The 16728-nt window shown below is 44.1% G+C and carries 23 protein-coding genes; 22 read left to right on the top strand and 1 reads right to left on the bottom strand.

Translation table 11 applies throughout. The features are described from left to right. The first annotated feature begins 8 nt into the window (after positions 1-8). The 9 genes from NLX78_RS04245 (at position 9) to NLX78_RS04205 (ending at position 3924) form a co-directional block, all read left to right on the top strand. Positions 9-518 carry a phage N-6-adenine-methyltransferase gene (locus tag NLX78_RS04245; protein WP_254349701.1) on the top strand — a complete coding sequence of 170 codons (510 nt, stop codon included), beginning with the start codon at positions 9-11 and terminating at the stop codon, positions 516-518. A 104-nt stretch (positions 519-622) separates the two neighbouring features. Next, positions 623-838 (top strand): hypothetical protein, encoded by a 216-nt coding sequence (locus NLX78_RS04240; protein ID WP_254349700.1) that lies wholly within the window; start codon positions 623-625, stop codon positions 836-838. Positions 839-844: 6 nt separating this feature from the next. Continuing rightward, positions 845-1252: a YopX family protein gene (locus NLX78_RS04235; RefSeq protein WP_254349699.1), complete on the top strand. Its 408-nt coding sequence runs from the start codon at positions 845-847 to the stop codon at positions 1250-1252. After that, a complete protein-coding gene (locus tag NLX78_RS04230; RefSeq protein WP_254349698.1) occupies positions 1245-1547 on the top strand; it encodes a hypothetical protein in 303 nt (100 codons plus the stop codon). The genes NLX78_RS04235 and NLX78_RS04230 overlap by 8 nt, the downstream gene beginning before the upstream one ends. Positions 1548-1625: 78 nt before the next feature. Further along, a complete protein-coding gene (locus NLX78_RS04225; RefSeq protein ID WP_254349697.1) occupies positions 1626-1856 on the top strand; it encodes a hypothetical protein in 231 nt (76 codons plus the stop codon). Positions 1857-2062: 206 nt separating this feature from the next. Continuing rightward, a complete protein-coding gene (locus tag NLX78_RS26660; protein ID WP_367987665.1) occupies positions 2063-2407 on the top strand; it encodes a Lar family restriction alleviation protein in 345 nt (114 codons plus the stop codon). Between the two features lie 2 nt (positions 2408-2409). Continuing rightward, entirely contained in the window at positions 2410-2640 is a 231-nt protein-coding gene (locus NLX78_RS04215) for a hypothetical protein (RefSeq protein WP_254349695.1), read from the top strand. A gap of 252 nt (positions 2641-2892) precedes the next feature. Then, a complete protein-coding gene (locus NLX78_RS04210; protein ID WP_254349694.1) occupies positions 2893-3528 on the top strand; it encodes a hypothetical protein in 636 nt (211 codons plus the stop codon). Positions 3529-3663: 135 nt separating this feature from the next. Then, entirely contained in the window at positions 3664-3924 is a 261-nt protein-coding gene (locus NLX78_RS04205) for a hypothetical protein (RefSeq protein ID WP_254349693.1), read from the top strand. An 86-nt stretch (positions 3925-4010) separates the two neighbouring features. Here NLX78_RS04205 and NLX78_RS04200 read toward each other — a convergent pair whose 3' ends face one another. Then, positions 4011-4646, bottom strand: a complete 636-nt coding sequence (locus NLX78_RS04200) for a TetR/AcrR family transcriptional regulator (protein WP_254349692.1) — start codon at positions 4644-4646, stop codon at positions 4011-4013. A 116-nt stretch (positions 4647-4762) separates the two neighbouring features. On the opposite strand from NLX78_RS04200, the gene NLX78_RS04195 reads away from it, so the two are divergent. From NLX78_RS04195 to NLX78_RS04125, 13 genes are all read left to right on the top strand, one after another. Next, positions 4763-5833 (top strand): aldo/keto reductase, encoded by a 1071-nt coding sequence (locus tag NLX78_RS04195; protein ID WP_254349691.1) that lies wholly within the window; start codon positions 4763-4765, stop codon positions 5831-5833. A gap of 412 nt (positions 5834-6245) precedes the next feature. Further along, complete coding sequence (locus tag NLX78_RS26440; protein WP_302057261.1) at positions 6246-7532, top strand: terminase small subunit; 1287 nt, start codon at positions 6246-6248, stop codon at positions 7530-7532. Further along, on the top strand, positions 7468-8904 hold the full coding sequence (locus NLX78_RS04175) for a DEAD/DEAH box helicase family protein (RefSeq protein WP_254349690.1): 1437 nt from the start codon (positions 7468-7470) through the stop codon (positions 8902-8904). Before NLX78_RS26440 ends, NLX78_RS04175 begins: the two co-directional genes overlap by 65 nt. 70 nt (positions 8905-8974) lie before the next feature. Then, positions 8975-10162, top strand: a complete 1188-nt coding sequence (locus tag NLX78_RS04170; RefSeq protein WP_220029708.1) for a PIN-like domain-containing protein — start codon at positions 8975-8977, stop codon at positions 10160-10162. A gap of 129 nt (positions 10163-10291) precedes the next feature. Continuing rightward, positions 10292-11647: a phage portal protein gene (locus NLX78_RS04165; protein WP_254349689.1), complete on the top strand. Its 1356-nt coding sequence runs from the start codon at positions 10292-10294 to the stop codon at positions 11645-11647. 153 nt (positions 11648-11800) lie between these two features. Then, on the top strand, positions 11801-12856 hold the full coding sequence (locus NLX78_RS04160) for a 3-oxoacyl-ACP reductase (protein ID WP_254349688.1): 1056 nt from the start codon (positions 11801-11803) through the stop codon (positions 12854-12856). A gap of 3 nt (positions 12857-12859) precedes the next feature. Further along, complete coding sequence (locus NLX78_RS04155) at positions 12860-13861, top strand: hypothetical protein (protein ID WP_254349687.1); 1002 nt, start codon at positions 12860-12862, stop codon at positions 13859-13861. Positions 13862-13914: 53 nt separating this feature from the next. Further along, positions 13915-14313 (top strand): hypothetical protein, encoded by a 399-nt coding sequence (locus NLX78_RS04150; RefSeq protein ID WP_254349686.1) that lies wholly within the window; start codon positions 13915-13917, stop codon positions 14311-14313. Then, positions 14310-14876, top strand: coding sequence for a hypothetical protein (locus NLX78_RS04145; protein ID WP_254349685.1), 567 nt, complete (start codon positions 14310-14312; stop codon positions 14874-14876). Before NLX78_RS04150 ends, NLX78_RS04145 begins: the two co-directional genes overlap by 4 nt. A 10-nt stretch (positions 14877-14886) precedes the next feature. Beyond that, the gene (locus NLX78_RS04140; RefSeq protein WP_254349684.1) at positions 14887-15462 is read left to right on the top strand and encodes a hypothetical protein; all 576 of its coding nucleotides are present in this window, start codon (positions 14887-14889) and stop codon (positions 15460-15462) included. Further along, positions 15459-16037 (top strand): hypothetical protein, encoded by a 579-nt coding sequence (locus NLX78_RS04135; RefSeq protein ID WP_254349683.1) that lies wholly within the window; start codon positions 15459-15461, stop codon positions 16035-16037. The genes NLX78_RS04140 and NLX78_RS04135 overlap by 4 nt, the downstream gene beginning before the upstream one ends. Continuing rightward, a complete protein-coding gene (locus NLX78_RS04130) occupies positions 16034-16468 on the top strand; it encodes a hypothetical protein (protein WP_254349682.1) in 435 nt (144 codons plus the stop codon). The genes NLX78_RS04135 and NLX78_RS04130 overlap by 4 nt, the downstream gene beginning before the upstream one ends. A gap of 10 nt (positions 16469-16478) precedes the next feature. After that, entirely contained in the window at positions 16479-16691 is a 213-nt protein-coding gene (locus NLX78_RS04125) for a hypothetical protein (RefSeq protein ID WP_254349681.1), read from the top strand. The last annotated feature ends 37 nt before the right edge of the window (positions 16692-16728 follow it).

Genomic DNA, 16728 nt, shown 5'->3' with positions numbered 1-16728 from the left:
GAGATAACGTGAGTATACGGACGAGCGGAATGGGAGGGCACCAGTCGGCGCGCATGTTGAAGGATGAATGGCTCACACCACCAGAAATTGTTCAGGAGCTCGGGCCTTTTGATCTCGACCCTTGTTCACCGATCAGCAGGCCGTGGGCGACAGCATCCAAGCACTATACGACGCTGGAAGATGGTTTGCAGCAACCGTGGGAAGGCAGGGTGTGGTTGAATCCTCCTTATGGGCGAGAAGCCGCTGAATGGCTGCATAAGCTTGGTGAACACGGGAACGGCATCGCTTTGATATTCGCCCGGACCGAAACGGAAATGTTCTTTGAACACGTTTGGGGTAAAGCAGATGCGTTGTTGTTCTTCCGAGGGCGACTGTATTTCCATCATGTTACTGGAGAACGAGCTGCAGCAAATGCGGGCGCGCCGTCAGTCTTGATCGCTTTCGGTGACAACAACGTCAAGGATCTTCAACGTGTTAGTCACTGGGGCAAAATAATAGATTTGAGGGATGAGGCATAACAGCCTCTTACCCTACCCAGGGGTCTACGTGCCTCTATATAACCCATTAGAGCGTACCGAAAGTAGTTTTCTTACCCTATACCCCTATATAAGGAGCGATAAGCATGTCATTTGTTATAGTCATCCACTCTGGATATCAGCTCAGTTCTGAGTTTTACGCAGGGAAGACATATATATACCAGGGCGGCGTATTCCCCATTTACGCAAGCAAGGACGAAGCAAAAAGATATACCAGCCGAAAACGTGCCGAAAACGCAGCCGCCAAGCTGAACAAAAAAATAGATGGTAGATGTGAAGTGGAAGAATTGGAAGGAGAGTGAATAGATATGAGAGATATTAAATTCCGTGGTAAACGACTGGATAACGGCGAATGGGTATTCGGAGATATCTGGCAGCACAACGGCAGGGTGGACATTGTAGATCATAGAGCGCAATCATATCCGGTAGACCCTGAAACAGTAGGTCAATATGCTGGTCTGCCTGATCGGGAAGGCGAGGACATTTACGAAGACTATATTTTGGATGGTAGCTACAAAAACCCTATGTCTGGCGAAATAGTCAAACGACATTACAAGGTGACCTACAAGAAAGGTGGATTTTACGCTGAAATGATAGGTCACCATCCGTTTGGGACGACATTGCTCTACTTTGAAAACGAAAATGCTGTGGTAATCGGCAACATACACGATAACCCGGAGCTGCTACAGCCCCAAGGAGGCGGTAAAGGTGAGTAATACACCAACTTTGAACGAAACACTGAAGCTGTTGACCAAAGGTGGTCCACATCATCCGAAACTGGTAGAAGCAATCTATGACGTGTATGGACTGGTAGACTCACTCCAGCAGCAGATGGCAGAGAAGGACCAGACAATAGAACAACTCAATGTTGCCATAGAGATACACAAGGATAATGTACACGACTGGAATCGTACCATAGATAAAATGGTGGTCGAGGCAGCTGGACTACGTAAGGCGCTGGAAGAAAGGGACCGCAAAATAACCTGGCTTACTAACGAGTTAGGGGAGTAACCACCAATACAATACGCTCCTACACTCTGACGGAGCGTTGGAAGGATGATAGATATGAAAAAGGTATTACTTACTGTTATGGAGACATTGAAATATGAACGTGAAATCGAAGTTGAGATTCCAGATGAAATGACAGACGAACAGCTTAATAGAGCACTTAGCAAGGCTGAGCAGCATTTTGGTGGAGTAGATGAGTTTATTTATGCTTTAAAACCACATGGGATTACCAATCCAAATGGATTCGACCAAAGCACAGATTCGCCGGAGTATATGGAAGCAGAATGCACTGATTACGAGCGTATTGACTAGGATTAAACCAATACAGGGTGTAGGACCTACACCCACTAAGGGAGGATATAGATGAAAAACCATCCAGATGAGGTTAAGCAAAAATGTCAACGCGATAAATGTAGTCGTGAAAGATATGAATTGATACAGTCTCCAATTCCAGGCGATAAGAGGTTCGTATGTAGCAATTGTTGGAACTACCTTTATAAGAAAAGTAAGACGACGAAATGAACTGGGAGGAAATATTGATGAAAGCATGCCCTTTTTGTGGAGGAACACCATACATCAACCGATGGCATAGTGCCACTGGGACAAGTATTAAATGCAGAAGTTGCGGGTGCACAACCCAAATCGAAAACGGAGAAAAGGCAGCCGTTGCGGTGTGGAATAATCGGTTAGCAGAAACCCCGAGACCGCTTGACGAGTGGCATGAGGATCATGGAGACGTTCTTTGGTGGAAATTCCCGATTGAGGAACCACCATATTGCGGTACTCCATTAGACGCAGACTGGCCGAATTATCATACGCATTGGACGCCAATAACCATACCCGTTTTGAGGGAGGATATATAGATATGGTAAGAGTTTGCTACAACTGTAAAACAGACCTGCCCCCAGAAACGGCGCATTATGAAATTAATGATGAAGTATACTGCACGGATTGCGTCAAAGCCCATCCATACACATCGTACAGCTATTACATTAACGACGAGTATGTAGGCGGATCGGAAGATGATCATACACGGTACGTAGAATCTTTGGATGACGAATATGAAGGCGAAGAGGATGGGGAGGAACAACAATGACAGATAAACCACATTGTTCGTTGTGCGAAGTAGGAAAGCCCGTACTCATCATGAAAAACCGAATAACTGGCATCAAAATTAAGGTTTGCGAGAAGTGTTATATACAGATATGGGGTGTAGACAAATGACACGCGCCTTTGGGTCTATATTATTGGCGGTGTTGTTATTTGTAGGTGTAGTGCAGGTTGACCAACATATTATTATTAAACATATAGAACCGGACACATTAAGTTACGGGAGGACTGAACGGTCATGGACAATCAAACAGTAATCTTCGTTGAAAGAATAGAAGATGCTGCCGATACACGAAAAATTATTCAAGTGAATTTTTTTGACGACATCGAACAGGATGATATTAGAAAAACAAAGTGGCTATTGAACAAATATACTGACTTAATTGATGTAATAAAAAACTACGAATATTCTCTCCAGCAGTTGGAAAACGGTATGGCTGCATATGATTTGCTTTCGGCAGAGGGATCGGTTGCTAAACGAGTTTCGGGACAAGAATTGACAGCAGATGTGACAGCTAATGCCGTTCTATTGAAAGACCAGCGTCATCTAAATTATAAATTCTATCAATTCCTTACGAATAACATTAAGTTTGCAATAAATAATATGCGTGATAAGCACGAGGGGTTGATAGCAAAGTTGTTATTTTTGGATGGTATGAAATACCTCAAAGCTCAACAATATCTGGAAAAAGGTTATCGCAAGGACATTCCACCTATCTCAGCAACTACATTTGCAGATAAACGGCGCAGGGCTATTGTTAACATAGCAAATAGCCTAAAAACAAACCGTACATTAGATTTTGTCACCATCGACTATGGTCGGGGACGAAACCAAGAAGGAGAAATTGGGCTGAGGATGCCAGAAGTAAATTAGACCGTAAGGGCTTAAAAGCCTTTGCAGTCTTTATTTGTTATGTAGGGTAAGAAAAATCCGTAGTAGGTACGGAGTAGAAAGGATTTACACTTTATTCAGGAACAAATCAAACCCATTTTAGGAGGAACATGAATTATGTCTACACAACCACGTTTTGCATTTTTAAGCTCGGATGGTATCTTGCATCTCCACGATGAGGAGCACGCCAAGCAGCATGGGAAGTATGTACCGACATCATTGACGGATGATGAAAGCGGCTATCCAGTTATTGAAGGCCAAGGCGTTGTTTTCTATGCCCGTGAGGGTAAAGCTTACGTCAAAGGCAATAAAGCGGATGGTAAGTTGATCACAACGCCGCCAGCGCTACAAAGCTTGCAGCAGAACTTCTGTAATTAATGAACGTGGTGGCGGAAGAGAGACGCACTTTGTCGGGGTGGTACTGAGACGGTAAATGACTACCCCAATCACTATCGTTACAATTTTTACGTCATTTCGATCCGCGATTTTTTGCTGTCAGAACTCCAAAAATGATGGGAGAGACAGGGGGAATTACGGATAAACCGAGTCAGCATCAAGGCAATTTCGTCCGGGGAGAGTGTTCGACCGGTCATGAACCAATGCTGAATCAATCCGAACTGACCAGAACCTAAATATGCGATGATATAACCGGCGGGCTGAACGGACCAACTAGAATCGGGTTGATCCTGCTTCAGATTTTCGTACAAACGGGTTCCGACCAGGTACTGCAGCCGCTCTCTGAATTCGACGGGAGCCGAGGAATGAAAGACAGCCCTAAAAATAGAAGCATGACGATGCATATATCGAAAGGCTTCAGCGATAGCCGGGAAAGGAGATTTCTCATCCGAATGCTTCATCAGATCTCCCAGCCGAATGGGCTCGAATATTTCAAGCAAGCCACGCATCCACTCGGTTTGTTCGACTAGGTCGAAAATATCTTTGTAATGCAAATAAAAGGTGCCGCGGTTAATGCCGGCTTTTTGCGCCAGATTTTTAACGGTTAACTCCTTGATCCCTTGATTGCTCAAGATGTCCGTCAGCGCCTGCTCGATGAGCTTACGGCTTCGGACTGCTCGCAGATCCGTACTTCTCTCCATCATCCGTACTCCTTTCGATAGCTAAACATCATGGACAGTGTTCTTTTCGTGTTTTTTATTGAACAATTCGCCTAGATTGTTGATTGTTCTGAATGATTGGCCTTATTATAATGAATTCCATGAACCTTATCAACACCTGTTCATTAAAAAGGAGATGGATATTCATGCAATATCGGGATTTCGTGCGCACGGGCGTTAGGGTGAGTCAATATGCCCTGGGAGGGGGCGTATTTGGATCACTCGCCGGTGAAGAAGAGGGGATCCGAATCATTCAGAAGGCGCTGGATGCCGGCATCAATCTGATCGATACTTCCAACCGTTATGGGGACGGAGAATCGGAGAGAATCATCGGTGAAGCGATCAAGGGTAGACGGGACGAGGTAATCCTGGCAACGAAATTTGGGGCTGAGCCGAATGGCGGGCGAAATCAAGGCGGTGCTTCCCGCCGCTGGGTTCGGCAAGCGGTCGAACAAAGCTTGCAGCGGTTGCAAACGGATTATATCGATCTATATCAGCTGCATCGCCCGTTTGGGGACGTTGCTTTCGAAGAAATTCTGGGCGTGCTGAGCGATCTGGTCCAAGAAGGCAAGATCCATTATATCGGCACTTCCAATCACCAGGCTTGGCAGCTAGCAGATGCACAGGCAGTGAGCGAACGTCGTTATTTGCAGCGGTTTGTTAGCGAGCAATCTCCGTACTCGATTCTTAACCGAAGCATCGAGATGGATATTGCTGAAGTCGCTCGGCACCACGATCTCGCTTTGTTGACTTACAGCCCGCTGGCAGGCGGGCTGCTGACGGGCAAGTATGCGTCCGGTCGGGCAGCGGACAGTGGGTCGCGCGCGGCGCTTTTAAAAGGGCCTGTTGCCCGCATGCTCGATCCGGAATTGCCGGAAAATGCGCAAAAGTTTGCGGTCATTAATCAGCTGCAGCAAGTTGCAGATCAGGCGGGTATGACGCTGGCGCATATGGCTGTCGCGTTTGCCAGGAGCCATCCAGCCGTCACTTCAATCATCGTGGGGCCGCGCACATCGGAACAATTGAGTCAATATTTAACCGGAGCTGATTTGACGCTTAGCCCCGATCTGCTTGACGCCATAGATGTGATCGTTCCTCCTGGAAGAAAAACGGACGACCAGGATGCTGCTTGGACGCCGGAATGGCTGGATGCTTCTCGGCGCAGGCGCTAAATATATGATCTGATCGAGCAGAGCCAGGCGAACACCGGGTGCTGCAAATGTAGTGAAGAATGGTTAAATGGGCAGCAAAAACAAGGGTACTTGTAAGATGACAAGAACAACCTTTTTAATGCCATATTGATGCGGCTTTTTGTATTCTAACGATAGCTTATCAATTACCTAAAATAGCATAACTGGGGATGGAGAGAGCGGATGGCAATTATGTTAGACGACACTCAGTTATTAGTTCCATTTAGGATATATGCATGTAAACGCATGGATAAACCGCAGTAACAACTAATCAAAACAGTCATATATTGAATCTATAGAATAAGAGGCCAATGAATTTGCGGCTTCTTATTTCTTGTTCAGGAAACTTTTCCTTAGCTTTAGATACATTATCAAAAGGGGTGAATAGAAAAATATGGGACGAAAGAGAGATCCGAAACGGGACGAAGCATTCGATTTATACAAAGCCAGTTCCGGCAATATACGTCTCACAGATATAGCCTCTCAACTTAGTGTATCTGAAGGTACGGTAAGAGGATGGAAGGCAAAAGATAAGTGGGAGAGTTTAATTGCTGGAGAAGTGAAACATACGGAACATTCCGATGAAGGTGAAACTGATCAAAAAAAGGAACCTCCAAAGGAAGATGAAGATACAACATCATATCCTGATGAGCTTTTTCTAAAAGCTGTCCAAATTGTAGCCGAGGCCAAACAAGCCTCGGTTTCTTTATTGCAGCGAAGAATGAGGATAGGTTATAGCAGAGCGGCCCGACTGATTGATGAAATGGAGCGGCGTAAATTCATTGGTACATATAAAGGTGATAAGCCAAGAGAGGTATATGCTACCCTGCTTACAGTTGACGCACTCGCTAAAGAGATAAAAGTTGATCCAGAAATACGGAACGCTCCGAAAAAGGTATCGGAACGCTCCAGTAGTATGGAACGTTCCAAAAAAGTACAGAGCGCTCCAGCGACTGTTGAAGAACCTGAACCAGAAATTCCCGATGAGGACGGATTAACGCCTAAGCAAAGGATATTCACTTATGAATACCTTCGAGACTTCAATGCTACCAGGTCAGCGATTGCGGCGGGATACAGCAAGAAAACTGCCTATCAGATTGGGTTCGCTCTGTTGAAGAAAGTTGAAATTCAAAACATTATTCGACAGCACAAGGAATCTATGATTGATGAGGTAGGATTGAATGCTCAGCGCGTACTGATGGAGTACATGAAAATTGCTTTTGCAGACATTACAGATTACGTGGAATTTGGTCAAAAGGAAGAAGATGTTCTTGGATTAGAAGGAGAACCGGTCTTTGATCCAGACACTGGAGACACGAAGAAATATAGATATAATTTTGTTGCTTTCAAGAACAGTGATGAAATTGACGGCACGCTTGTTTCAGAGGTGAAGCAGGGCAAGGATGGCGTAAGTGTTAAACTACACGATAAAACTAAGGCATTGGACGTGCTGACTAAATACATGGATCTGCTTCCAGACAAACATAAACGTATGCTTGAAGACGAAAAACTCAAGATGCAGCGTGAAAAACTTGAGCTTGAAAAGGCAAAGGTCACGGGAGAAGGCAATACAGAAGATGATTTAATGGACGATTGGGTAGAGGCGGTGGTTGGCGATGAAGACGAAGGATTCACCGGAAACGAGACGGCGGGCGCAAGCATTCAAGAAACGGATTCCTGAGTATCGTAAGAATCCAATATTGTTTTGCCAAGAGATGCTTAAGTTCTATCCTGATGATTGGCAGGCAAGCACTCTAATGGATTTAGCTAATAATCCGCGCGTTTCAGTACGTTCAGGTCAGGGCGTAGGGAAAACCGGGCTAGAAGCAGCAACGGCCCTTTGGTTTCTGTCCTGTTTCCCATATCCAAAAGTGATTTGTACAGCTCCTACAAGACAGCAGCTACATGACGTGTTATGGGCTGAGATTAATAAATGGCAATCTAAAAGTCCGGTGCTGAAACGAATTCTTAAGTGGACAAAGACTAAAATATACATGAAGAACTATGAGGAACGCTGGTTCGCAACAGCTCGGACAGCAACCAAGCCTGAGAACATGCAGGGCTTCCATGAGGACTACATGTTATTTATTGTGGATGAGGCATCGGGTGTTGCTGATCCAATCATGGAAGCCATTTTAGGTACGTTGTCTGGTGAGTTTAATAAAATACTAATGTGTGGAAACCCGACAAAAACGTCGGGTGTTTTTTATGATTCGCACAATAAGGATAGATCCGATTATAAAACACGTAAGGTATCCTGTTTGGACAGTCCTAGAACAAGTAAAGAAAACATCGCTATGCTTAAGCGGAAATATGGAGAGGGAAGCGATGTATGGCGTGTCCGTGTAGAAGGCGAGTTTCCCCGTGGTGAATCTGATACATTCATCTCTCTGGAAGCTGCTGAATTTGCCAAAGATGAAGTTAAAATTGAACCTTCTGGAACAAAGCTATTTGTTGGCGTTGACGTTGCACGTTTTGGAGATGATGAGACAACCATGTATGCACGTATGGGCGGCAAGGTGGTTAAGACTCATTTCCACCACAAGCAGGACACTATGACAACTACAGGATGGGTATTGCGCCTGGTTGATGATGTGAAGGTCGAACATTCAGAAGTGGATGAAGTAGAAATAAGAATTGATGATAGCGGAATAGGTGGAGCTGTAACAGATAGATTGAATGAGATTAATGGAGAGAAGGGATTGGGTTACACCATTATTCCAGTTAACAATGGATCAGCAGCAGAAGACGGTCATTATGGGAATCTAGGGGCTGAACAGTGGGGACATGTCAAAGAATTGCTTGAGGCTAATATGAGTAACTATGTGCTCGGCAAGCCAGGTGAACTGCAATTGCCAGATGATGAGAAACTGATAACACAGCTTACATCTAGGAAATGGCGAATGGGGAGTAATGGGAAGATATTCTTAGAACGTAAAGAGGATATGAAAAAACGGGGTTTGCAGTCACCAGACCGTGCTGATGCTTTTGTTTTGGCTTTTGCGAAAGTTTGCTCTGGATCAGGATTTTCTTTTGGGAGCTTAGCTTATTAGCAAACAATAAAAGGTTTAATTTATTTCATGTCGAATTATATCATTTAAAGCTGATTTAGGAGAGATGAAATTGAAAGATATTTTTCCGATGTACTATGCTCCTGATAAGGAAGAGTTTAACGAAATGTGGAAAGAAAGTATTATTGTCTTCGATGCTAATGTTTTATTGAACTTATACAGATATTCCATAAAAACATCTGATTTAATTTTGAACATAATGGATCGTCTTTCAGATAGATTATGGATTCCTTACCAAGTGGCTCTCGAATATCAAGCAAATAGGCAAAAAGTTATATATGAACAAAAGGAAGCCTACGCACAAGTAAAGAATGTAGTTAGTAAAGAGTTTGATGAAATGTTAGATCGCTTAAGTATTGGTTTGAAAAAATATCATAAAAGACATCCTATTATAGAAATAGGAAATATAACAACAAAAATTGAAAACTTACAAAGTGAAGTAATTAATGAACTTGAAGAACAAGAATTGAACCATCCAAACTATAATGAAGACGACAAAATAAGAAATTTTATAGATAAACATTTTGCCGGAAAGATAGGAACGCCCTATAGTGAAACTGAGTTAAGTGGAATTTATAAAGAAGGAGAGCAAAGATATAAAATAAAACGACCACCAGGTTACAAAGATATGAGTGAGAAGAAAGATCAGCGAAGATTTCACAAAGGATTAATAATTGAAAGCCAGTATGGGGATCTAATTGTTTGGAAGCAAATATTAGACATGGCAGAACAAAAAAATAAATCAGTTATTTTGATTACTGATGACAATAAAGAGGACTGGTGGCAAAGAGAGTCCGGAAGGACAATTGGACCTAGAGTAGAATTAACTGACGAATTCACTCAGTGTACAAAACAAAAATTCTACATGTACGAATCATATAGATTTATTGAATTTGCTCAAAAGTTCTTGAATCAACAAATTGATGAAGAAGCTATAAAAGAAGCTCAAAACCTCAAACATTTCAATCAGTTTGAAATTAACAATAGTCTTGATGGTGAGGACACGGAAGAAGAAATTTTGCAAGAGGCTGAAGAGTATGCGTTCTACCCTAGAGTGAAGACGACTAAAGAATATGAGAACTACAGTGTTGATGATCAAGTGTATCATAAAAAATGGGGGATAGGCATTGTTAAAAGCGCTAAGGGATCAGGAAGGGATCAGGAAATCATAGTGGAATTTACAAATCCCTTTAGAATTAAAAGGTTATTATCTTGGTTTGCTCCTCTACAAAAAATATAATCCTGATAATCCGTAGTAACACCGAATAAAACCAATGATATTATTTAGACATAGAAATATGAACGAATACTGGAGGCAGGAAAAATTTCCTGACCTCCTTTTTTGTTGCGTCAGAAAGGAGGTAAAGACTTGGGTGTAAGACAGTGGCTAATTAACTGGCTGGCAGCAGGAAGACCAAAGAACGAACCTGATCGACAGACGGAAAGCTACCCGTTCCCGTTCGGTATCATGATGAATAAGGGGAGTAACCAGCCATCACCAAAGCGGACACCAGCTAATTTAAGAACGTTATCGGAATCGCCTATACCGCGCCGCGCGATTAATGTAATAAAGGATGGCATTACCAAACTTAATTGGTCTGTGGCGGCGGTAGATGAAAATGACACGGAACAATTCAAGGAGATGTGTAAGATGATCGAGCGGTCACTTTTGAAACCTAATACAGGTGACACATTTCGGTCATGGGCTGAGCAGGTTGTTGAAGACATGTTGGTATGTAGTGCTGGTTCATCCGAAGTTTTAAAGGCAGGAGATCCGAAACGGCCTTTTAGGATGTACCCAGTGGATTCCTTCTCCATTGATCTTTACCCTGATTGGGACGGTAAAGAAAACTCATATCGTTATGCTCAAAGGGTTCGCGGACAATATGTGCATCTCACCTCTTCCGACCTGATGTATATACGGATGAACCCAAGAACGAATACTCCTTTCGGACTTGCACCGCTTGAAACGGTTTGGGAATCGGTGAATAATTTCATAGATTCGCACCGTGCAGCAGGGAAACAGGCCCGTAATACTTTCCTGAAAAAACTGATAAACTTGGGTAAAAGTTCCGATGCCAAAGCCACAAAAGCTTTTATGCAATACTGGCAAGATGAAGTTATGGGACAAGGAAGGATGCCCGTTGTTGGCGGGTTTGAAGGGACTTCCGTATTAGATCTTGGTGCTACTGATGATAAGGCGCTGTTCATTGAATGGCAGCGGTTCCTTATTGAAATGGTCGCTATCGCCTTTGGTATTTCTCCTAAGAAATTAGGACAGACGAAGGATGTAAATCGTTCTACAGCGGATAGTGAAGATGATGATACGAATGAAACAATCAAATCAATAGCGGAGAATATCGTCGAACACATCAACAATCATATTATCGACGGGATTTTCAAGCTTGGAGGATTAGTCGAATTCAAATTCCACTACGAAACTTCATTGAAAGATCAGAAGACCAAAGCTGACATTCACGCGATCTATATAGATCGCAGGACACTGACTCCAGACGAAGCCCGTGCGGATTTGGGGCGCAAGGCAATCCCCAACAAGCACGGTGAGGTGTTATTGCAGCCGAGCAAATTATCTGTAGTTGATCTAAATAAAACTCAGGAAGAGATACAGGCGGAGAGGGACAAATTGTTGAGTAATCTTCCTGAAGATGATCCGCCAATCAAAGACAAAACAGAAGACGATGAATCCGACACCGCTGAAGAGTAGGTGTTTTTATTTTGCCCTGAGGGGCGGTGAAGACGTGTTTACAAGGTTTGTTTGCAGTGTTGTGAGACTGACATATCCAAGGTCAGTGCCGACACCGAGAAACCGAGCGGAGCGCAGACAACAGAAGTATCACGGAGGGAGGTGAGAATCTAAATGCTTAAAACGTTGAAAATGAGCAACCAGCGGATGCGCGTTCAGGACTTCAAGTTATCCGAAGAAGGAGGACATCCGAACAAGGTTCCTTTCAAATGTGCTCTTTTCGCAGTTGATCAACCAAGTGATGGCTCACCTCATGGTGCTGGCGGGAAACGTATTCGTATTTCATCGACTGTTTGCGACCAATATCTTCAAACCTTCGTAGGTATGGCCTTAAATATTGACTACGCCAACGGTATGGCGGACCATGATCCGCGTTTTAAAGTTGCTGTGATTGATAAAGCTTACCGTTCGCTTGATGGTTATGCATGGATTGATGGATACATTTACGCAAAGGATTTTCCTGATGTGGTTGCGACTATTCGTTACTACAACGGTTTAGCGGCTGAATATGACTGGAGCGAGTATCAGTTTGGCGCATCACTCGAAATGGAAGCTGCTGTACAGGATGCAACGGATATAGAAGATGTGTTGGATGTAATTGAGTTTTGCGGTACGGGAGCAGCCATCCTGTTTGCTGATGCCGCTGCCTATAAAACAACGAGCTTTGCTGCTCGTAACATGAAAAAGGACAAGGAGGATGTCGATATGACACCGGAACAAATTAAAGCGATGGAAGACTCCATGAAGGCATTGCAAGACGGTATGACCGCTATCACTGCGAGTGTGCAAAGCGTGGTCACAGAGGTGGGAGCAATTAAAACAGATATCACCACCATTAAGGCTGCAAGCGAAGAATCCGAACAAAAGACTGCTGAAGAACAAGCAGCTGCTGACCTGAAGGCTGCTCAAGATAAAGCAGATGCTTTAGAGAAAGAATTGAAAGAGTTAAAAGCAGCGGGTGCGCCTCCAGCAGAGCCGGAACGCAAAACGCTCAACGCGGCTGCACTACTGTCCAAGTATGGCACTAATACAAATCTTGCAGCCGGTGCGGAAGTAAATGATTACAAAACCTTCTGTGCTTCTGTCGATGCTCTGAATCTTCCGTCCTCTGAATCTTTCAAACTAAAAATGCAGGCAAAAGCACAATTTGCCGAGAAAGAGAGTGTGTAATATATGAACAATCGCGTGGGAACAGCTCAATTCGTCGAAATCGCTGCTGCAACTCAGTTCCAGGGACCGGGTGCGTTGATTACGGATGATTATCAAAAAGAAATTACGGATATTCTACGCCGGAATTCAGTTCTGGACGGACGAATTAAATACGTTCCGGCTACTGGCGACATTTCTACTTACTACGAACAAAATACGGTTAACGGCGGAGGATTCGTTGATCCGCGGAATCCTTCGGCGACTGCGACGAGCAATCCGCGTACACCGCATGGTGTAAAAGTCAAGGCGCTAACAAACCAAGTTAACTTTGGGCATTACGATGTAACGTTGGGCCAACAACAAAAAAACTTCGCAGAGTTGAAGGCCAAGGACCTGGATGACATGTTGAATGGAATTGGTTTGACACACGGTAAAGCGCTCTGGAGAGGTAATGACACAAATTTGGCTGTGCCAACTACATTGCAATATGTTGGCATTCCAGATCAGATCACCAATACTTTCACAGTTGGTGTAGGTGCTTCCATCGTTGCGGCTATTCGCGCAAAAGTTGCAGCTATGGTAGGTAGCGAAAAATATGAAGTTAGGCCGACAGGGATATATATCCATCCGATTGGGCACTACCACATGACAGAAGAAGTTCGTCTTGCGGTGGAGAGCGGAAAAATGTCCGACCCATTCGGAAAAACTGTTGTTGCTGGACTTGAGGTGCCGACGATTATGACAGCAGCTGGATTATTGCCGATCATTCCTGAACCGTTCATGCCATCTTCGGAGAATAAAACTACCGCAAGCAATACGGACTATGGCATCGCCATTGTAACCGAATCCATGCTTGAATATCACTATGTAGGTGAAAAGGGCATGTATCTGTTCGAACTTGGAACAACAGGCAGTTTGCAAGAACAATATGTTGGAGTTAAATACGGAGCACCCGTTGCAAAGGGTCCGAGTTATGCTCATGCGTATGGAACAATCGAGCGTCCGGCTATTCCAACTGTAGACTAAAGAAGAACAAGGCGGTCTGATATAGACCGCCTGTTAGAAAGGGGATGAGCCAATTGGCGAAATCAAATCTGGATAAGCTGAAAGATGCGATTGCTGAGAGTACTACATTATTGAATCAAGCTGAGATTGGAGAAAGTGGCGGTCAATATCCTCCACAATCAGCAGACACATTTAGGGAAGCTGTTGCAGAGGCAGAAGTTTTGGCTGGTACTGAAGGTGTAGAACCGAGCCAGTTCGACGCTCAAACAACAGCGCTTAATGATGCGCGTAGTTCTTTTCTGGTTACAAAGATTCCTGCAATTCGTAAAGTAACGCTTCGCGGTACACCAAGCCAGCGCAAGGGCGCTCATACCATACATTTTAAAGATAGTATTGTGAGTTTTGTTGATGGAGAAGCCCGATTACCTGATGAACTTGCGGACGAACTAACTAAAGCTGGACATGTAGAATGAGTCAGTATCTAGAATTAACGGATACTGATTTTGTTCCTATAGGAGCCAAACTAACTATACCGCTCATAACTCGTGCATCTGCCATCATTGATGGACGGTGTAGGCGTGAGATTGGAGTCAAATCTTATACTGAACGGATACCTCTTACAGACCAGCAGCGAGGTCACTTGTCCTATTATCCTGTTTTAGAAGTAAAGGAAGTAAAGGGAAGGCCGAAGCAGGGATTGTTGGGCAATTTCTTTGGCCCGCCAGGATTCGAAACAATTACTGACACCAGCACCATTGATATCGACAAGGATATTGGCACAGTCTGGTGTGGCTTCTCTCCTTTTGGTTCAGCTTATGCAGAATTGGAAGTGACGTATACCAGCGGTTGGGAGACGATACCTGATAAAGTCAAGGTGGCATGTGGCCTGATAATAGGACAGTTGGCTGGGAATCCGAACACAAATGTCAAATCGAAGAAGGACTTCGACTATAGCATTGAATACTTTGGCAACAGCATGATTACGCCAGAAATAGCCGATCTTCTGTCTGAGTTTGAACATAGGTCATTTAGGTAGGTGATGAAAGTTGTTCTATGAGTTCTCACACCGCCATACGCCGTGCGTGGTGGACGGAAACGAAGATGTAGTGATTCTATCAAGGGAAACCAAAGCGACGACTGTAATGGGCAAAGAATACGTCTATAACGGTGTATTCTCGCCTGAATCACTCATTAATCGTGGTTCTTTGGTGCAGACAGAGGACACATTTCTGGTTCTTACCTTAAGAAAAACAGTGGATCAGGACAACTACTGTTCTTTGGTTAAAACGAATGCTGTGGTAGAGGTGCAAAGATACCAGCAAGCTTACGATGCAAACGATAATCCGGTGGGCGATGCGGAATTCACGTCGGTCGCTGCTGATGTTGTTTGTTCTGCACAGTATGTCACAGCACAATTGCGACAACAGGAGCCGGGCTTGCTGCCGAGTACCGTGTTTACCTTGCAGTTACAGACGACAGTCGATGTAAGAGACCCTCAAGACTCAAGTCTATCCGCGCCTGACCGGATTGTAATGAGCGGGAAGACATACCAGGTAGATGTGGTAGATAGGATCAAGTATCCTAATCTGCTGCATGTCCAGCTTTCAGAGGATCGACGATGATTACAGGGTATGATGCAGCTCGGGCTGCTAAAGATTTGGAAAATAAGCTGGCTGTTGAGATTACCGGATTAACGAAGTTGGTCATGCTGACAGCCAAGAGCGGCATACGGTACTATCCGGCAGTTAGGGGCCACTTGGAAATGCATATGTTTGTCCTGGCGAATCAGATGATTTCAGGCGACATAACCGCTGATTACTGGCAGGCGTGGCTTGAACAATTCGGTAAAGGCTCCAAGATGGCAGACAGCAGCCAAAACCCCGGATTGGTGACCTATATGAACAGTGAAGCGTGGAACCGACTGAGATCAAAAGGCGATCGTATCATTGTAGGACGTTCCCGTGGGAAGTACCGGGCAATCGACGGTACCATGAAGGAATCAGGCGGGGGCTATGCTGGAGTGGACTTGGAGGAGCTTGCGGAGCGAGGCGATATTGATGCGTCATTCAAAGCTACACCGCCGACTTACTTTTTGCGTATTGCAATACAGTCTAACCGGAAACGTATTTTGGATGGCATTAGCCGTGTAATAACTGAGTTTCCGTATCACAGATACTTCAAGGAGGTGAAGGAGTGAGCCTACAACTTATTGATGCTGTTCAGAGCGCTTTAAAAGCAGATTCGGAACTTATGACCATGCTGAAGCTTACTCCTTCATCACCATCTGCTGAGGTCGTGAAACGATTTACGAAAGGCATGGAGCCTGAGATAACGGTTTCTAAGGATACAGTTCCACATATCTGTCAGTACGTCATGCCAGGTCGATATGCAGCTAATCCGTTAGTCTTTGAAGGCAAGTTCTGCATCGACATTTACGGGAAAACAGCATATGAAGCAAAACTCTTATTTGAAAGAGTATTCAAAACCTTACATGAGAAAAGATTGTTTGCTCAGGGATTTATGTCATACCTTTGTGTGTTGGCTTATGACTCAGACTTTGCTACCGGAATACAAGGTGCGAAAGGCTACAAAGCAATTTTTGATGTGGATTATCTCAGAATGAATTGAGGTGAGAATAATGGCTGAGGAAGCAGTTCAGCAACAAACGCAAGCTCCAGTTAATATTGAAAAACCACTATCGGAGCTAGAAAAACTGATTGCGGAGAAGATCAACCTTGCTAAAAAGCTGGGTATCATGGGTAACTTGGAACCAATTCAGGGTTACGGCGAAACTGAGGAGTATCGGCGGATTCACGAAATTGATAAACGATTATGGGAACTGGTCAAATAATCTGATCAGTTCTTTTTTATTGGACTAAAGGGAGGAA

Source organism: Paenibacillus sp. Lou8.1 (assembly GCF_024213565.1).
Lineage (GTDB): Bacteria > Bacillota > Bacilli > Paenibacillales > Paenibacillaceae > Paenibacillus > Paenibacillus polymyxa_B.
Note: the sequence above shows the minus strand (reverse complement) of the source record. Positions and strands in the feature narration are given on the sequence as shown.